This window comes from Cryptosporangium sp. NPDC051539 (assembly GCF_044454545.1).
Lineage (GTDB): Bacteria > Actinomycetota > Actinomycetes > Mycobacteriales > Cryptosporangiaceae > Cryptosporangium.
The window spans coordinates 615924-632501 of sequence record NZ_JBITDV010000003.1; the positions used below are offsets into that span (position 1 = coordinate 615924).

Here is a 16578-nt window from a genome sequence, read left to right on the forward strand (position 1 = left end):
TCGTTCAGCCCAGCCAGGAACCCTGGCGCATCACCCGGACGAGCCCGAGGTCGTCGTCCAGCACCACGAGGTCCGCGTCCAGTCCGGGGGCGATCGCGCCGCACCGGTCGGCCAGACCGAGCAGCCGCGCCGGGGTTCCGGACGCGGCGATCGACGCGTCGACGATCGACATCCCGACGTCGGTGACCGCTCTCCGGAGCGCCGCGTCCATCGTCAGCGTGCTGCCGGCCAGCGATCCGTTCGATGCCAGCCGCGCCTGTCCGTCGCTGACCACGACCTCCTGGCCGCCCAGCACGTACCGGCCGTCGCCGACGCCGGTCGCGTCGATCGCGTCGGTCACCAGGACGACCTGGCCCGACCCGCGCAGCAGCAACCGCGCGGCCGCCGGGTGCACGTGCACGCCGTCGTTGATCAGCTCGCGCGGAACCCCGGCGTCGAGCGCGGCGGGCACCGGGCCGGGTTCACGGTGGTGCGTCCCGCGCATGCCGTTGAACGCATGCGTGACCAGCGACGCGCCCCGCTCGAACGCGGCCAGCGTGGTCGCGTAGTCGGCGTCGGTGTGCCCGACCGCGGCGATCACCCCGGCCGCGACGAGCTGATCGATCAGCGCCGGGCCACCGGGACGCTCGGGCGCGACCGTGACCACCCGGACGCAGCCGCGGCCGGCCTCCAGCAGCCGGTCCATGGCCGCCGGCGTCGGATCGATCAGGTGGGCGGGGTTCTGGGCGCCACAGCGGGCCGAGGCCAGGAACGGCCCCTCGAGGTGAGCACCGGCCACGCCGGGAAGGGTCTTGACCGCGTCCGCCACCCAGGAGAGCTGCTCGGCCAGAGCGTCCAGCGGAGCCGTGACCAGGGAGATCAGCGTCCGGGTGGTGCCGCGGGAGGCATGGAACGCGACACCGGCGGCCAGGTCGTCCGCCGACGCGGTGAAGTCGTGCCCCCCACCGCCGTGCACGTGCAGGTCGACGAACCCGGGCACGACCCAGCGGCCACCGGCGTCGGTCGCGGGCTCCGGTACCGGGCCGTCCCCCACCTCGACGATCGTCGGGCCTTCGAGGCGGATCCAGCCGGACTCCAGCACCCCGTGCGGTGTGACCACGCGGGCGTTCGTGAACAGCATCAGCGGAGCACCGCCAGGGCCGCGCGCAGCGTCCGATGTTCGGCGGCCACCGACGCCGCGTGCGACGGTTCCAGGCCGGACGTCAGCACCAGCACGGCGGCGCGGGCGTTGCCGTCGCAGGCGTCCAGTGCTTCCAGCGCGCGCGAATCCGGGCAGCCGACGATCTCCGCGACCAGCCCGGCGCTGCGCGCCCGCAGTTTCGTGTTCGCCGGTACGACGTCGATCATCAGGTCCCCGTGCACCCGGCCGAGCCGCACCATCGCGGTCGTCGTCATCGCGTCCAGCGCGAGCTTCGTGGCGGTGCCCGCGGTCAGGCGGGTGGAGCCCCGCAGCGCCTCGGTGCCGATCCGCAGCTCGACCGCGACGTCGGCCAGGTCGCCGAGCGGGGACTCGCCCTGCGTGGTCACCGACACGACCGCCCCGCCGGACGAGCGGGCCAGCGAGGCCGCCGCCAGCGTGTACGGCGTCCGGCCGCTGGCGGCCACCGCGACCAGGGTGTCGGCCGCGGCGAACCCGGTCTCGCGCAGGTCGGCGCGCCCGGCGTCCTCGTCGTCCTCGTCGCCGTCGGAGCCGGTCAGGCCGCCCGCGCCACCGCCGGCCGTCCGGGCCACGATCCGGTCGCGGTCCAGCCCGAACGTGCCGGGCAGCTCGGCCGCCTGCAGCACGGCCAGCCGCCCCGACGTCCCGGCGCCGATCAGCACCAGCCGGCCTCCGCCGGCCATCCGGGCGGCGATCAGCTCCGCGGCGTCCGCGATGGATCGGGAAGCGGTTCGGACGGCGGGGACCACCCGCGTCTCGGCGTCGAGCAGACGCTGGACCACTCCGTGCGCGGAGAGCTGGTCCAGCGGAGGTTCGCTGGTCATCGGGTCTGGGTCACTTTCGACAGGCCGCGAGGGCGGTCCGGGTTCTCGCCGCGGTCGAGCGCGACCTGCCAGGCGAGGCGTTGCAACGGCAGGATGTCGAGCACCGGCGAGAGCACGGGCGCAACGCCGTCGCGGACGACCGGCAGGTCGTCACCCACCACGAGCACGTCGGCACCGGACGACCGCAACTGCGCCACGACCGGGCGCACGGCCTCCCCGCCGGAGTCCGGCGTCACGACCGCGATCACCGGGACCCCGGAGTCGATCATCGCCAGCGGCCCGTGCAGCAGGTCCGCGGTCGAGAACGCCTGGGCCGAGAGGTAACTCGTCTCCATCAGCTTGAGCGCGGCCTCGCGGGCGGTCGGGTAGCCGAACCCGCGGCCGGTGACGACCAGCCGCTCCGCGAACCGGTACCGGGCGGCGGCCCGGGGCACGGCGTCGGAACTCAGCGTCGCCGAAGCCGCCGACGGCAGCGCCTCGGCCTCCGCCGCGGACCCTCCGAGCAGCAGATACAACGCCAGCAGCTCAGCGGTGTACGTCTTGGTGGCGGCGACGGCCTTCTCGGCGCCGGCCCGGACGTCGACGTGGAACTCGGCCGCACCGGCCAGCGCCGATCCCGGATTGTTGGTGACCGCGACCGTCGTGGCCCCGCACTCCCCCGCGACCGTCATCGAGTCGACCAGGTCCGGTGACGCACCGGACTGGCTCACGCCCAGGAACAGCACGTCGCGGAGGTCCGGACGGCTGCCGTAGAGCGTCATCGACGACGGCGACGCCAGCCCGGCCGGCAATCCGAGCCGGGTCTCGATCAGGTACTTCGCGTACAGCGCGGCGTGATCGCTGGTGCCGCGGGCAGCGAGCATCACGAATCGAGGGGCCCGGGACCGCACCGCCTCCCCCACGGACACGATCGCGTCGGCCCCGGTCAACAGCGCGGCGAGGATCGACGGCTGTTCGTCGATCTCGGCGGACATCAGCGCACCCGGCGCGGCATTCATCACGAACGTCATCCTTTCACCGCGCCTGCGGTGAGCCCGCCGACCATCCGGCGCTGGACGATCAGGAAGAAGATCAGAACCGGCAGTGTGAACAGCACCGACCCGGCCATCGCGCCGCCCCAGTCGTCGCCGAACGCGGTGCGGAACGTCGCCAGCCAGACCGGCAGCGTGTAGTGCTGCGGATCCCTCATGAACACGAACGCGTAGAGGTACTCGTTCCACGCGGTGATGAACCCGAAGATCGACGTGGCGACCAGGCCCGGGCCGAGCAGCGGCAGCACCACCCGGAGGAACGCCTGCCAGCGGGTACAACCGTCGACCAGCGCGGCCTCTTCGAGCTCGACCGGGACCGCGGCGACGAACCCCCGCAGCGTCCAGATCGTGAACGGCAGGATCGAGACGAAGTACACCATCACCAGCGCGGGCAGCCGGTTGAGCAGGTCGAACTGCCGGAACACCAGGAAGTACGGGATGAACAGCGCCTCGAACGGCGCCAGCTGCACGGCCAGGATCAGCACCAGGTAGGCCTTGCGGCCCCGGAACCGGAACCGGGCGACCGCGACCGACGCCAGCAGCGCGACGACGGCCGAGAGCGCCACCGCGCTCAGCGTCACCAGCAGGCTGTTGCGGACGTAGGTCCAGAAGAACGGACGCGAGACCGCGGTGCCGAAGTGGTCGAGCGTCGGGCTCGTCGGGAGGAACTGCGGCGGGTCGCTCTGGATGTCGACCGTCGGCATCAACGCGGTGCGCAGCATCCAGTACGCGGGGAACGCGAAGAACAGGATCACGACCACCGCGAGCGCATTGGGCCAAGCCCGGCGGACCAATCTCATTCGTCCAACTCCGTCCGCAGCATGTGTCGCAGGTAGAGCACCATCGCGATCGCGAGCAGCACGACCATCAGGACCGCACCGGCCGCCGCGAGGCCGTACTGGCTCGACGCGATGCCCTGGTTGTAGAGGTAGACCGGCAGCGTCACGGTCGCGCCGTCCGGGCCACCCTGGCGAACCGCGAAGACCTGCGTGAAGACCTTGAAGTCCCAGATCGTCGAGAGGAAGGCCAGCACGGTCAGGATCGGCCGGAGTATCGGCACGGTCACCGCGCGGAACGCGCGGAATCCGCTCGCGCCGTCCATCCGCGCGGCCTCGTAGTACTCCTCCGGGATCGTCAGCACCCCGGCCTGCACGGTGAACGCGACGAACGGAACCGCCTGCCAGACGATGATGATGACGATCACCGCGAACGTCGACAGGCCGGTGGCGAACCAGTCGTGGCCGGGCGTGCCGAGCAAGAAGTTCACGACGCCGTAGGTCGAGTCGAACATCCACTGCCACAGCGTCGTCGCGGTGACGATCGGGATCGCCCAGGCCAGCACCAGCGAGATCGAGACCGCGATCTTCATCTTCGTGCCCAGCTTGACCAGCAGCAGGCCGATGCCGGTGCCGAGCACCATCGTGAGCCCGACGCAGACCGCGGTGAACGCGACCGTCCGGCCGACGACGTGCCAGAAGTCGGGGTCGGTGAGCAGCTCCCGGTAGTTGTCGAACCCGATGTAGACCGTCGCCCTGCGGACCAGTTCACCGAAGCCGAGCTGCTGGAACGACATCCGGAACAGCAGGAACACCGGGTACGCGAACAGCGCGGCCAGCGCGGCCAGGCTCGGGATCAGCAGGACGTAGGGCAGCGGCTCGCGCCGCCCCCGGGCCGCGGGCACGCGCGCCGGGGGTGGATCGTCCGGGGCATCCGGGGCCGGCCGCGTCACGGTCGGCGTAGGCACCGTCATCGGCGCGACTCCTTTCCTCGCGAAGGACACCGGGGTGTTCCGCCGGACACCCCCGTGGGTCCGGCGGAACACCCGGTCAGCGGACGAAGGTCACTTCGCCTTGCCCATGGTTTCGGTGATCGACGTGCTGGCTTCCTTGGACGCGGTGGCCACGTCGGTGCCGCGCAGCACCTTGGTCATCGCGTTCTTGATCGGGTTGGTCCCGGCCTCCACCGCGGCCCAGGCCGGGGTGACCGGCGTGACCTTGCCGCCGTTGGTCGCCGCCGCGGCCATGACCTTGGCCGCCTCGTTGTCGCCGTAGATCGTGTCGCCGAGGTTCGTGAGCGCCGGCACGACGCCGTTCGCGGCCAGCTCCTTCTGGTACTTGTCGCTGAGCATCAGCTTCAGCCAGTCGGTGGCCGCGTCGACGTTCTTGCTGCCCGCCGCCACGGCCAGGTTCGAGCCACCGAGGAACACCGGCGCCGGGCCGGTCGGGCCGGGGATCTCGAACGTGCCGATGTCGTCCTTGAGCTTCGGGTCGCCGCCGTCAGGGGCGGTCGCGGTGCCGATCTCCCAGGGCAGGCCGATGAACATCGCGACGTGGCCCTTGGCGAAGACCGTGGACTGCTGCGGGTTGGCCTCGTCCTGGTCGACCGGGGCCTTCGACATCGCCTTGTAGATCCGCGAGTAGTCCTCGAAGCCCTTCTGGGCCTCCGGGGAGTCCAGCGTGCCGGTCCACTTGCCGCCTTCGTCCTTGGCGACGTCGCCGCCGTTGGCCCACACCCAGCTCAGCAACGTGTACCAGGACTGGCCGGGCAGGTAGAGCGCCTGGAACTGCTTGTCGGCGGCGTTCGCGGCCTGCAGCTTCTTCCCGGCGGCGATGAACTCGTCGATGGTCTTCGGCGGGGCCGTGATGCCGGCCTTGGTGAACATGCTCTTGCGGTAGACCACGATGCGGTTCGCCGCGTAGAACGGCGTCGCGAACGTCTTGCCGTCCTTCTCACCGGTCGCGGCGAGGCCGTCGAGCCAGTTGCCGCCGTTCAGGTCGTTCTTGGCGCCGGAGAGGTCCGCGAGCGCGTTCGACTCGACGAACAGCGGGGCCTGGGTGTTGCCGAGCTCCACGATGTCCGGCGGGTTGTTGCCGGCCAGCGAGGTCTTGAGCTTGTCCTGGATACCGTCCCACTGCTGGACCTGGTAGTCGACGGTCCAGCCCGAGTGGTCCTTGGTGAAGTCCTTGTTGATCTCGTCGACCAGCGCGTCCGGCGCGGATCCGGTCATCAGCCAGACGGTGAGCTTCTTCGACCCGCCGTCACCGCTGCCACTGTCGTCGCTGCTGCTGCAGCCCGCTAACGCCAGGGACGCGGTGACCAGCGCCGCGATCCCCACGGTCAACGTTCGGCGAACGCCCACGTCGCCTCCTCACTTCGTTGTTCGGTACGGCGAGTGGTCCATACCGGTATAGCCCGGGAGATTGGCACAGCCCCTGGGGACCGTCAAGGAGTCAATTCGGTAACGCTGCGGTCAGTGACCGGCTGCGGTCAGCTGCTCGGCTGCGACCTGCAGGTTCGGTCGTCCGGCTCCGCCGACGAACACGCGCTGTCCTTCGGTCAGCACGTCCGGCCGGGGTAGCCCGAGCTCGACGAGGACGCTGTCCGGACGCGCGCCGCGCAGCGTTTCCCACGCGGCGCGCTGCCAGGTGTCGCGGGCCACGTCCCGGCCGACGACGACCAGCGGGACGCCACGCGCGGCGGCGAGCACGGCGTCGATCGCGTGCGGGTCGGCATCGCTCAGCCGGTGCACGGCCCGGGGCGCGGAGCCGCGCGCCTCCAGCGGCCCGGCCAGGTCCCAGTAGGCCTCGCCCACCGCGAGGTTCGGCGATCCGCGCAGCTCCACCACGACCGGCGGCGCGCTCAACGGGCCACGAAGCCCCTCGGACCGCACCGCGCGGCGGGCGGCCTCGAGCGACGGGCCGGTGTCGGAGTGCGGCGAGTGCCACGGCACCGGGTCCGCCGGCACCCCTCCACCCGCACGGATTCGTTGCCGTAGGGCCTCGACCCGGTCGGCGGCCTGTTCCAGCCTGGCCCGCGCCAGCGAGCCGTCGTCGACCGCGGCCACGATCGCGGCCCGGACGCGCCGGTACAGCCCTTCCCCGCCGACCGCGCCGAGGCAGAGCGCGTCCGCGCCCGCAGCGAGCGCGGCGACCGCACCGGCGGGTTCGCCGACGCTGTCCCTGATCGCGCCCATGTCGAGCGCGTCGGTGACCACGACCCCGTCGTAACCCAGCTCACCCCGGAGGACGTCGGTGAGCAGACGCCTGCTCATCGTCGCCGGCGCGGGGTCGAGTGCGTTCACCACGACGTGCGCGGTCATGATCGAGTCGACTCCGGCCTCGATCGCGGCCACGAACGGGGGCAGGTGGACGTCCCGCCACTCGCGCTCGCTCAGCGCCACCACCGGCAACCCGTGATGCGAGTCGGCGACCGTGTCGCCGTGCCCGGGGAAGTGTTTGGCGCAGGCCGCGACCCCCGTCGCCTGTAGTGCCCGGATCCAGGCCGCACCGTTCCGGCTGACCACCCCGGTGGAAGCCCCGAACGACCGCACCCCGATCACCGGGTTCTCCGGGGCCGAGTTCACGTCGACGTCCGGCGCGAGGTTCCAGCCGACGCCCGCCTCCCGCAACCCGGCGCCGATCCGGGCCGCCACGGCCGCGGTCAGCGCCGGATCGTCGACCGCGCCGAGCACGTAGTTCCCCGGCGTCGGGCTGCCGTTGCGGTAGTGCAGACGGGTGACGTCGCCGCCTTCCTCGTCCACCGCCAGCACGACGTCGGACTCGGCGTGCAGGAGCGTCGCCAGGCGGGCCGCATCGGTGTCGGCGAGCAGGTTCTGGCCGTAGAGGACCACTCCCCCGAGCCCGGGCGCGGCCCGGCGCAGCCAGTCCGGCGGGTCCGGCTCCTCGAACCCGGGCAGCAGCACCTTGTCGGCCAGAGATTCCAGACTCACGGCGTCCCTCCCGGTGGAGCGATGTCCAGCGAGGCCCGCAGCTGATAGCGGTCGGCCCGGTACGTCGACACGACGTACTCGACCGGCACCGCGCCGGCCCACGACCGGCGCTGCAGGCGCAGCACCGCGCTGCCGGGCGCCAGCGCGAGCAGGTCGGCGTCGCCGCGGTCGGCGATGCCGGCCTCGATCACCTGGTCGCCGCGGTCGAGCACGAGGCCGTACTCCTGCGCGAGCAACTGGTACAGCGAGCGGTCGGCGAGCGACTGGTCCAGCAGCCCCGGCACCAGCCGGGCCGGCAGGTGCGAGCGCTCCAACGCCATCGGCACCCCGTCCGCCGTCCGCAGTCTCTCGACGACGTACAGCGGCGCACCGGCCTCGACCCCCAGCTCGCGGGCGACCGCCGCCGGCGCGTCGATCGAACGTCGTCCCAGGTCACGGCCACCGGGGATCATCCCGCGGGCCTTCATGTCCTCGCTGAACGACGTCAGCTGCAGCGGCATGTCGATCTTCGGCCGGGCCACGAACGTGCCGCGCCCCTGGACGCGGTACAGCTTGCCCTCGCTCACCAGGTGTTCGATCGCCTGCCGGGCGGTCATCCGGGAGAGCCCGTAGCGCGCGGCCAGCTCGCGCTCCGAGGGCACCGGGGCGTCGACGGTGAGCTCCCGCTCGATCAGGTCGAGCAGGATCTCGCGCAGCTGGTAGTACTTCGGCACCGGGCTGCGCGCATCGATCACGCTGCCTCCGTCGAGCCCGGAAGGCAGATCTGCGGGTGTGTTCACGGCGCTCAGCATGGTCTCCGGTGTGGGGGGGTCGTGGTCCAGCCCGGACTAGACCACTTCGGTGAGCGCTCGTCAAGCATCGGGCTGAGACACTGGCGTGATGCCCTCAGAGCTCCCCGGCTTGATCGCCCGCTACGCCGAGCGGCTGCACGCCACGCTCGGCGACGCCCACCACGTCGCCTCTCCGCTCGGTGCCTGGCTGGTGCTGGCCCTGGCCGCGAGCGCGCGCCCGGGGGCGGGCGTCGAGGAGGCCCTGGGGTGCTCGGCCGCCGACGCGCGCGGGCACGCGTCCGCCTTGCTGGAGCGGCCCCACCGGGCGGTCGGCGCCGCCGCGGCGGTCTGGACCCGCGCCGATCGGCGGACCCCCGCGTTGCAGGCGTGGGAGGACGGTCTGAGCGCGGCCGTCGAACGCGGCCCGGTCCCGTCCCAGGAGGACGCGGACGCCTGGGCCGCCGACCGGACGCACGGGCTGATCGAGAAGTTCCCGCTGGCCGTCCACCCACGGACGCTGCTCGTGCTGGCGTCGGCACTGGCCACGGACGTGAACTGGGCCGAGCCGTTCGCGGCGGTCCCGGCCGCGGAGCTGGGCCCCACCCGGTGGCCGCTGGAAACCGTGCTGCGGTCGGGGCGGACCCACCGGGCCCGCCTCAGCACCGACGCCGAGGCCGGAGACCTCGCGGTGCACGTCGCCCGGAGCGGTGACGAGGACACGCTCACGGTCGTCTCGGTCATCGGAGCACCGGACGTGGCGCCGGCGACCGTGCTCGGCGCGGCCCACCGGGCGGCGATCGAGGAGGTCAGGGGCCGGCCCGCCGCCCGCTCGCTCTACGACCTGCCGCTCGGCGACGGCCACGCCTGGACGCTGACCGAGGAACCGGTCCGCACGACGTCCCGGGGCGGGCGCGAGGAGCGCTGCGAAGCGATCCTCCCGGCCTGGGAGGCGACCAGCAGGCACGACCTGATGGCCGACCCCCGCACCGGTTTCCGGGACGCGGCCGAGGCACTCGTCCCGCTGCTGCCGCCGGAGCCGGCGGGCTCCGAGGCCGAGGCGGTGCAGAGCGCGCTCGCGAAATACTCGAGGACCGGGTTCGCGGCGGCGGCGGTCACCGCGCTGGGTCTGCGGGCCACCGCGCTGATCGAACCGCGCGACGGCGTGCGCCGCATCGCGACGCTGCGGTTCGGCCGCCCGTACGCGGTCGTGGCGGTCGCGGAGCAGTCCGGCGGCCCGTGGAGCGGCGTCCCGGTGTTCTCCGCCTGGGTCGCCGCCCCGTCCGACGCGGGTTAGCCGATCCAGACCGTCTTGACGTTGCAGAATTCGCGGATGCCCTGGGACGACAGCTCGCGCCCGTACCCGGACGTCTTGATGCCGCCGAACGGCAGCTCCGGGTACGAGGTGACCATCCCGTTGACGAATACCGCACCGGCCTCGAGGTCGGTGACGAACCGCTCCTGCTCGGACGGGTCGGTCGTCCAGGCGTTGGAGCCGAGGCCGAAGTCGGTGCCGTTCGCGACCTCGATCGCCTCCTCGTAGGACGCCACCCGGTACAGCCCCGCGACCGGCCCGAACACCTCCTCGGAGTACATCCGCATGTCTGCGGTGAGATCACTGACGACGGTGGCGGATACCACCAGCCGGGCCGGGCCGGAGCCCGGCCGCCACAGAGCACGGTCGCGCCGTGCGCGACCGCGTCCTCGACCAGTTCTTCCACGTCCGTGCGCCCCTGCTCGGTCGCGAGCGGGCCGACGTCGGTCTTCTCGTCCATCGGGTCGCCGACGGTGAGCGCGGCCATCCGCTCGACGAACGCGGACGCGAACGCGTCGTAGACGTCGGTGTGGACGATGAACCGCTTGGCGGCGATGCACGACTGGCCGTTGTTCTGGCACCGGGCCGTCACCGCGACCTCCGCCGCGCGCGCGATGTCGGCCGAGGGCATGACGACGAACGGGTCGCTGCCACCGAGCTCCAGCACGGTCTTCTTCAGCTCCCGGCCGGCGATCGCGGCGATCGCCTTGCCGGCGCCCTCGCTGCCGGTGAGCGTGGCCGCGACCACCCGCTCGTCCGACAGCACGGCCTCGACCTGGGCCGATCCGATCAGCAGGGTCTGGAACGCCCCGTCACCGAACCCGGCCCGGCGGAACAGGTCCTCCATGAACAGCGCGGTCTGCGGCACGTTCGACGCGTGCTTGAGCAGCCCCACGTTGCCGGCCATCAGCGCCGGTGCGGCGAACCGCATCGCCTGCCAGAGCGGGAAGTTCCAGGGCATGACCGCGAGCACCGGGCCCAGCGGCTGGTAACGCACGTAGGCCTGGCGGGCCTTGACCAGCGCGGGGTCGACCGGCTCGTCGGCGAGGAAGTGCTCGGCGTGCTTGGCGTAGAAGCGGCACGCGGTCGCACATTTCGCGACCTCGGCCTTCGCGGCGACCAGCGTCTTGCCCATCTCGACGGTCATCGTGCGGGCGATGTCGTCGCGCTCGGCGTCCAGGATGTCGGCGGCGGCCCGTAGCCAGGCCGCGCGCTGGGCGAACGTCGTGGAGCGCATCCGGGTGAAGGCCTCGGCGGCTCGCGCCAGGCTGCTCTCGATGTCCGCGCCGGTCAGCGGTTCGAAGGTCTTCAGTACCCGGCCGTCGGTCGGGTCGATCGTCGCGATCGCCACGATGCGCCTCCTTCTGGGTGAGCTGCCTTCGACGTACCCAGCCCGACCCGCCGTGAACGGTCCTCGGGTTTGTTCTAAATCGGTACTAACGTCACTTTTAGGTACAAAAGTGACTCGGAGAGTGCCGTGCGTCTACGTCTCGCGATTTGTCTCCTGGTTTCCGTGCTGGCCGGCGGATTTCTGCTGACCCCGGTGTCGGCGCGCGCCGACGGCTGTGTCGACGAGGCCACCGGCTTCGACTGCGACTTCGCCGTCCGGCTGGCCCGCGTACAGAAGTACCTGGACGGCCGGCCCGGTTACACCGGGGTGGCGGTCTCGGACGGGTGGCGTGACCGGGTCTGGCGCAACGACGACGCCGACCGTCCGATCTTCGCGGCGTCCACCGCCAAGCTGGCGATCGCGCTCGACATCCTGATGCGCAGGCACCGCGGTGAGGTGAGTCTGTCCACCGACGACTGGCGCTGGTTGTACGCGGCGCTGGTGAGCAGCGACAACGGGGCCGCGAACCAGCTCTGGGCCCGGTACGGCGGCGCGTCGATGGTGGCGCACTGGAAGGACTACGGCATGACCGAGACCGGGTTCGTGCCCAGCCTCGAGCGGCACTGGGGCTCGATGAAGACGACCGCGGCCGATCTGCGACGGCTGGTCCGGTACGTGGTGCGGGAGACGCCGAGCGAGGTGCGCCGCTACCTGCTGGCGCGGATGCGCGGGGTGGCGGGCAACCAGCAGTGGGGCGTGTGGGCGGCCGGGTCCGGATGGGTACGCGGGAACAAGAACGGCTGGTACCGGTACCGGGCCGGGTGGGTGCTCAACTCGGCCGGCTTCGTCGGTGCCCACCAGCGCTATCTGCTGGCCGTCATGGCCGACCAGCGCTCGGGGGGCACCTACGCGTCCGGCGTCGAGACCACCTCGCAAGTGGCCCGGATCCTGTTCGCCTAACCCGGCAGCGTGAACCAGAAGAGGCTTCCACCGCCGGGATGCTCGTCGACGCCGATCATCCCGCCGTGGCGTTCGATCGCCCGGCGGCAGATCGCCAGGCCCAGCCCGCTGCCGGAGTAGCCGCCGCTGCCTTGGCCGCGATGGAAGGCGTCGAACACCCCGGCGCGCTCGTCCGGCGGTATACCGATGCCCCGGTCGGCGACTTCGATCGACCACCCGGACTCGATCCACCGCCCGGTCACCGACACCCGCGGCGGCTGGCCCGGCGCGGTGTACTTCAGCGCGTTGCCGATCAGGTTGTCGAGCACCTGCCGGATCATGTTCGGATCGCCGGAGACCACGGGTAGCTCCCCCACCACGACCCGCCGCGGATCGGCCTCCAGCCGGTCGGTCCGCTCCGCGACCACGTCCGCCACCAGCCGGCCGAGGTCGACCTCGGCCCGCCGGAGCTCCACCTGGTCCGCGGTCGCGTACCCGAGCAGGTCGGTCAGCATCCGGTCGGTGCGGGCCACCGCCGACCGCGCGCGGTCGAGGAACTCCGCGCTCTGCGGGTCGAACCGCACGTCGGTGTCTTCCGCCAGCACCTCCAGGTAGGCGGACGCCGCGGTCAGCGGCGTCCGCAGGTCGTGCGCCGCCACCCCCGCGAAGCCGGCCAGCTCTTTCTCGCGCCTGCGCAGCGCTCGTTCGACGTCTTCGCGCCGGGCGACGTCGGCGCGCAGAGCGGCGGTGGCCCGGTCGACGTCGGCGAAGGCCCGGGCCCGCGAGTAGCTGAGCGTCCCGACCAGGCCGGCCAGCAGAAGGGCGATCAGCGTGCCGGCGACGAGGACGACGGTGTCGAGCGTGCCGTCCGGATGGACGAACCCGTCGACCGGCGAGACCGTGAGCAGCCAGGTGCGGCCGGCCACGTCGACCCGGCGGTTCTGCACCTCGAGCGGCGGTGCCGACTCGGCGAAGTTCGCGCGGACGTTCCGGGGCCAGCTCGCGACCCGCCGCGGCGTGCCGTCACCGGCATCGCGCAGTTCCACCTGGACCTGGCCCGCCGCCGCGCGCTGCAACGTCCGCTGCAGGAAGTCCTGACCGCGCATGCCCAGCAGCAACCAGCCGCGGAGTTCGCCGGTGCCGGCGTTGCCGAGCAGCCGGACCGGCGCGGCGACCACGAACGAGAGCTGGCGCCGGTTCGCCGGCACGTTCTCGACGTCCCTGCGGAGCACGAAGGTCGCGCTCGCGGTGGGTCTGCCCCGCTGCAGCGCCAGATCCATCGCCTGCCGGGCGGCCGGAATCGCTCCGGCGTCCCGCCCGACGCGGGCCGGCGCCCCGTCGAGCGTCCGGTTGAGCACGACGTACCGGTGCGGCAGCGACAGCACACTCGGTGCGGCGCCCGGGGCCAGCGGATCGGCGTGACCCGTGTTCGCCTGCGGGGCCGACCAGATCTGGCCGAGGTCGGGAAGCTCGGCGGTTCCGGCCGGCATGACCAGCGACACCGCGGACGCCCCGTAGAGGCGCTTCGCCGACAGACCGGACACGATCGCGGCGAAGTCGCTCGGCGAGAGCGCCGCCTGCGCGCCGATCGCCGCGGAGAGGTCGGTCATCGTGTCCACGTACCGATTTGCCTCGGCGCTCACCGCCGCCTCGACCGCGAGGGCCTGCCGGTCGAGCAGGGCCTCCGCGCGTCGCTGCTCGGACTGATGGAGCATCCCGGTGACGAGCAGCGTCGTACTGACCCCGAGCACCGCGACGATGACCGGCAGCGAGGCCCAGTGCGGCAGCCGGGCGTGTTTCCCCACGACGGCCGGATAAACGGACATAAACGAAGAATAGCCGCGGTCAGGTGCGGTTCCTCAGAACAGCGTGGCGGGGACGGCTCCTTCCAGTGCCAGCAGGCGGCGCTTCATCTCCAGGCCTCCGCCGAAACCGTGGAGCGAGCCGTCGGCCGCCAGCACCCGGTGGCACGGCACCAGCAGCGGGACGGGATTCGTCGCCATCGCCCGGCCCACGGCGCGCGCCGCCCCGTCGGGCCCCTCGACGTCCGCGTCGCTCACCAGGCGCGCGAGGCCGCCGTAGCTGATCGTCTCGCCGTAACCGACGTTCGCGGCCAGCGCCGCCCGCACCTCCCGGGCGTACCCGCTGCTCAGCCGCCAGTCGATCGGCACGGTGAAGCGCTGCCGGGCCTCGTCGAAGTACTCGCCGAGCTCGGCCCGCACCCGCTCGACCGGCCCGGGCAGCGCACCGGGCACCAGCCCGCGCATCGTGCGGGCGGCGTGCTCGGCGCCCTCGAGCCCGCCGAGCCCGACCGCTAGCACACCCCGGGCGGTGACCACGACACCGAGCGGCCCGATCGGCGTCGGTACCTCCACGCTCGCGCAGGTCTCGACGTCGGGTCGAGGTTTGTCCGTCACGCTCCGCACTGTAACCACGACCACCGACAGAACCCGGTCTCTCCCGACGATCGCGCTGGCCACCGGCCGGGCGAGCTACTGTGTTCGGACACGGATCGGGGGGCCCGTAGACGATGAGCCGGAGGACCAGAATGAGTGCGCGGGTAGAGCAGCGAGCCCTCCCCGGGATCGGCGTCTGCCAGGACGTGGTGACGCGCAAGGGCCGCCGGATCGGCGTACTCACCCACCGCGACGGCCACCGCGAACTGGTCATCTACGACGTCGACGATCCGGACGCCGCGAGTGACACGATCCCCCTGAGCGGCGACGAAGCGAATGCGCTGGCGGAGCTCCTGGGGGCTCCGCAGCTGGTCCGGCACCTCGCCGAGTTGCAGCAACAGGTCGTCGGCGTCCTCACCGAACAGCTACCGATCCTGGAGGGGTCGAGGTTCGCCGGGCGGGCGCTGGGCGACACGCAGGCCCGAACCCGGACCGGTGCGTCGATCGTCGCGGTACTGCGGCAGGGTGAGGTCGTCGCCTCGCCCGGCCCGTCGTTCGTGTTCGCTCCTGGCGACATGATGGTCGTGGTCGGCACCCGCGAGGGCGTCGACGGGGTCGCCGCCATTCTGCGCGGCGACGTCTGAGCAGGCCCGGAGCCATCTCCGGGCCCGTTGTTCCGGGGCGGTCGTCCGCCACCGGCGGATGAGTCCTGGCCGGGCAGCGCGGCCCCGGTGACGAATAGTGCACGAGAGGGAGGCCGGTGCATTCCTCCGCGACGCTGTTGATCGAGGTCGGCGGAATCCTGCTGGCCCTGGCCCTGCTGGGCCGGGCCGGCCGCCGGATCGGGCTCAGCCCGATCCCGCTCTACCTGCTCGCCGGGCTGGCGTTCGGCCACGGTGGCCTGGTACCGCTGTCGGCCAGCGAGGGGTTCATCGAGATCGGCGCCGAGATCGGCGTGATCCTGCTGCTGGTCACGCTGGGCCTGGAGTACTCCGCGGACGAGCTCGTGACGAACGTCCGGGCGGCAGCGCCCGCCGGCGTCGTGGACGCGCTGCTCAACGCGGTGCCGGGTGCGATCCTGGCACTGGTGCTCGGCTGGGGGCCGGTCGGTGCGGTCGCCCTCGCCGGGGTGACCTGGGTGTCGTCGTCCGGCGTCATCGCCAAAACGCTCGCCGACCTGGGCCGGCTCGGTAACCGCGAGACGCCGACCGTGCTGAGCGTCCTCGTCATCGAGGACCTCGCGATGGCGCTCTACCTGCCGATCCTCACCGCGCTGCTGGCCGGGCTGGGGTTCGCGAAGGGCTCGGTGGTGCTCGGCATCGCGCTGGGCACGGTCGCGATCGTGCTCGTGATCGCGCTGCGGTTCGGCAACTGGATCACCAAGCTCGTCTCGGCCGACGACGCCGAGGCGCTGCTGCTCGGCGTCCTGGGGCTGACCCTGCTGGTCGCGGGCATCGCGTCCGAGCTGCAGGTCTCCGCCGCGGTCGGAGCGTTCCTGGTCGGCATCGCGCTCTCCGGTGAGGTCGCCCACTCGGCGACCGCGCTGCTCAGCCCGCTGCGCGACCTGTTCGCCGCGGTGTTCTTCGTGTTCTTCGGTCTGTCGACCGCTCCGGAGACGATCCCACCGGTACTGCTGCCAGCGCTCGCGCTCGCGGTCGTCACGATGGGGACGAAAGTCCTCACCGGGATGTACGCGGCCCGCCGGGCCGGAATCGGGGCCAAGGGCCGGTTCCGGGCCGGGCTGGCGCTGATGCCGCGCGGGGAGTTCTCGATCGTCATCGCGGGGCTGGCCGTCGCCGCCGGGGTCGACGCGCAGCTCGGTGCGCTCGCCACCGCCTACGTGCTGATCACGGTCGTCACCGGGCCACTGCTCGCCCGGCTGTCCGACCTCGACCGCTCGAAGCGGCCCAAGCGCCCCACCACCGGAATCTTCGCCAAGCGCGGCGACGCCGCGTCGGCCGCGCCGGGCGCGGCGGGCCCCGGAACCGCGGCCGCGTCGACGGCCGCCACCGAGGCCCTCTGAACCCGGCCCGGGCGCGCGTCGCGGGGAATGAACCCGACTAAACGGCTCCTACCGGCAAGAATCGG

General features: G+C 72.4%; 14 protein-coding genes and 1 pseudogene. 4 read left to right on the plus strand and 11 right to left on the minus strand.

The genetic code is table 11. The features are described 5' to 3' along the window. Window positions 1-4: 4 nt before the first annotated feature. The 8 genes from nagA to ACIBZJ_RS13135 all read right to left on the minus strand — a co-directional run bounded on the left by nagA (window position 5) and on the right by ACIBZJ_RS13135 (window position 8522). The gene (gene nagA, locus ACIBZJ_RS13100) at window positions 5-1120 is read right to left on the minus strand and encodes an N-acetylglucosamine-6-phosphate deacetylase (protein WP_395928862.1); all 1116 of its coding nucleotides are present in this window, start codon (window positions 1118-1120) and stop codon (window positions 5-7) included. After that, a complete protein-coding gene (locus ACIBZJ_RS13105; protein ID WP_395928864.1) occupies window positions 1120-1983 on the minus strand; it encodes an N-acetylmuramic acid 6-phosphate etherase in 864 nt (287 codons plus the stop codon). Before ACIBZJ_RS13105 ends, nagA begins: the two co-directional genes overlap by 1 nt. Further along, entirely contained in the window at window positions 1980-2993 is a 1014-nt protein-coding gene (locus ACIBZJ_RS13110) for an SIS domain-containing protein (RefSeq protein WP_395928866.1), read from the minus strand. Before ACIBZJ_RS13110 ends, ACIBZJ_RS13105 begins: the two co-directional genes overlap by 4 nt. Continuing rightward, window positions 2990-3814 carry a carbohydrate ABC transporter permease gene (locus ACIBZJ_RS13115; RefSeq protein WP_395928868.1) on the minus strand — a complete coding sequence of 275 codons (825 nt, stop codon included), beginning with the start codon at window positions 3812-3814 and terminating at the stop codon, window positions 2990-2992. Before ACIBZJ_RS13115 ends, ACIBZJ_RS13110 begins: the two co-directional genes overlap by 4 nt. Beyond that, complete coding sequence (locus tag ACIBZJ_RS13120; protein ID WP_395928870.1) at window positions 3811-4764, minus strand: carbohydrate ABC transporter permease; 954 nt, start codon at window positions 4762-4764, stop codon at window positions 3811-3813. Before ACIBZJ_RS13120 ends, ACIBZJ_RS13115 begins: the two co-directional genes overlap by 4 nt. Window positions 4765-4854: 90 nt before the next feature. Continuing rightward, complete coding sequence (locus ACIBZJ_RS13125; RefSeq protein ID WP_395928872.1) at window positions 4855-6153, minus strand: extracellular solute-binding protein; 1299 nt, start codon at window positions 6151-6153, stop codon at window positions 4855-4857. Window positions 6154-6264: 111 nt separating this feature from the next. Then, the gene (locus ACIBZJ_RS13130) at window positions 6265-7743 is read right to left on the minus strand and encodes a glycoside hydrolase family 3 protein (RefSeq protein WP_395928874.1); all 1479 of its coding nucleotides are present in this window, start codon (window positions 7741-7743) and stop codon (window positions 6265-6267) included. Then, window positions 7740-8522, minus strand: a complete 783-nt coding sequence (locus ACIBZJ_RS13135) for a GntR family transcriptional regulator (RefSeq protein WP_395928876.1) — start codon at window positions 8520-8522, stop codon at window positions 7740-7742. The genes ACIBZJ_RS13130 and ACIBZJ_RS13135 overlap by 4 nt, the downstream gene beginning before the upstream one ends. Before the next feature lie 100 nt (window positions 8523-8622). Here ACIBZJ_RS13135 and ACIBZJ_RS13140 point away from each other — a divergent pair, with 100 nt between their 5' ends. Next, window positions 8623-9807, plus strand: coding sequence for a hypothetical protein (locus tag ACIBZJ_RS13140; protein ID WP_395928878.1), 1185 nt, complete (start codon window positions 8623-8625; stop codon window positions 9805-9807). Here ACIBZJ_RS13140 and ACIBZJ_RS13145 read toward each other — a convergent pair. Further along, window positions 9804-11176: pseudogene (locus ACIBZJ_RS13145) on the minus strand (NADP-dependent succinic semialdehyde dehydrogenase). The gene ACIBZJ_RS13140 and the pseudogene ACIBZJ_RS13145 sit on opposite strands and share 4 nt — an antisense overlap. Before the next feature lie 126 nt (window positions 11177-11302). On the opposite strand from ACIBZJ_RS13145, the gene ACIBZJ_RS13150 reads away from it, so the two are divergent. Next, entirely contained in the window at window positions 11303-12115 is an 813-nt protein-coding gene (locus tag ACIBZJ_RS13150) for a serine hydrolase (protein ID WP_395928880.1), read from the plus strand. Here the strand turns inward: ACIBZJ_RS13150 and ACIBZJ_RS13155 are convergent. Both ACIBZJ_RS13155 and ACIBZJ_RS13160 read right to left on the minus strand, forming a co-directional pair. Then, on the minus strand, window positions 12112-13920 hold the full coding sequence (locus tag ACIBZJ_RS13155; RefSeq protein ID WP_395928882.1) for an ATP-binding protein: 1809 nt from the start codon (window positions 13918-13920) through the stop codon (window positions 12112-12114). The two genes, ACIBZJ_RS13150 and ACIBZJ_RS13155, sit on opposite strands and share 4 nt — an antisense overlap. A gap of 33 nt (window positions 13921-13953) precedes the next feature. Beyond that, window positions 13954-14511 carry a methylated-DNA--[protein]-cysteine S-methyltransferase gene (locus ACIBZJ_RS13160; protein WP_395928884.1) on the minus strand — a complete coding sequence of 186 codons (558 nt, stop codon included), beginning with the start codon at window positions 14509-14511 and terminating at the stop codon, window positions 13954-13956. Window positions 14512-14642: 131 nt separating this feature from the next. Here ACIBZJ_RS13160 and ACIBZJ_RS13165 point away from each other — a divergent pair, with 131 nt between their 5' ends. Both ACIBZJ_RS13165 and ACIBZJ_RS13170 read left to right on the plus strand, forming a co-directional pair. After that, window positions 14643-15134 (plus strand): cation:proton antiporter regulatory subunit, encoded by a 492-nt coding sequence (locus tag ACIBZJ_RS13165; RefSeq protein WP_395928886.1) that lies wholly within the window; start codon window positions 14643-14645, stop codon window positions 15132-15134. 116 nt (window positions 15135-15250) lie between these two features. Then, a complete protein-coding gene (locus ACIBZJ_RS13170) occupies window positions 15251-16513 on the plus strand; it encodes a cation:proton antiporter (RefSeq protein ID WP_395928888.1) in 1263 nt (420 codons plus the stop codon). The last annotated feature ends 65 nt before the right edge of the window (window positions 16514-16578 follow it).

Bases quoted from the DNA above. Each gene is read 5' to 3' on its own strand.
- nagA (WP_395928862.1), bottom strand. From the start codon at position 1,120: ATGCTGTTCACGAACGCCCGCGTGGTCACACCGCACGGGGTGCTGGAG.
- ACIBZJ_RS13105 (WP_395928864.1), bottom strand. From the start codon at position 1,983: ATGACCAGCGAACCTCCGCTGGACCAGCTCTCCGCGCACGGAGTGGTC.
- ACIBZJ_RS13110 (WP_395928866.1), bottom strand. From the start codon at position 2,993: ATGACGTTCGTGATGAATGCCGCGCCGGGTGCGCTGATGTCCGCCGAG.
- ACIBZJ_RS13115 (WP_395928868.1), bottom strand. From the start codon at position 3,814: ATGAGATTGGTCCGCCGGGCTTGGCCCAATGCGCTCGCGGTGGTCGTG.
- ACIBZJ_RS13120 (WP_395928870.1), bottom strand. From the start codon at position 4,764: ATGACGGTGCCTACGCCGACCGTGACGCGGCCGGCCCCGGATGCCCCG.
- ACIBZJ_RS13140 (WP_395928878.1), top strand. From the start codon at position 8,623: ATGCCCTCAGAGCTCCCCGGCTTGATCGCCCGCTACGCCGAGCGGCTG.
- ACIBZJ_RS13155 (WP_395928882.1), bottom strand. From the start codon at position 13,920: ATGTCCGTTTATCCGGCCGTCGTGGGGAAACACGCCCGGCTGCCGCAC.
- ACIBZJ_RS13165 (WP_395928886.1), top strand. From the start codon at position 14,643: ATGAGTGCGCGGGTAGAGCAGCGAGCCCTCCCCGGGATCGGCGTCTGC.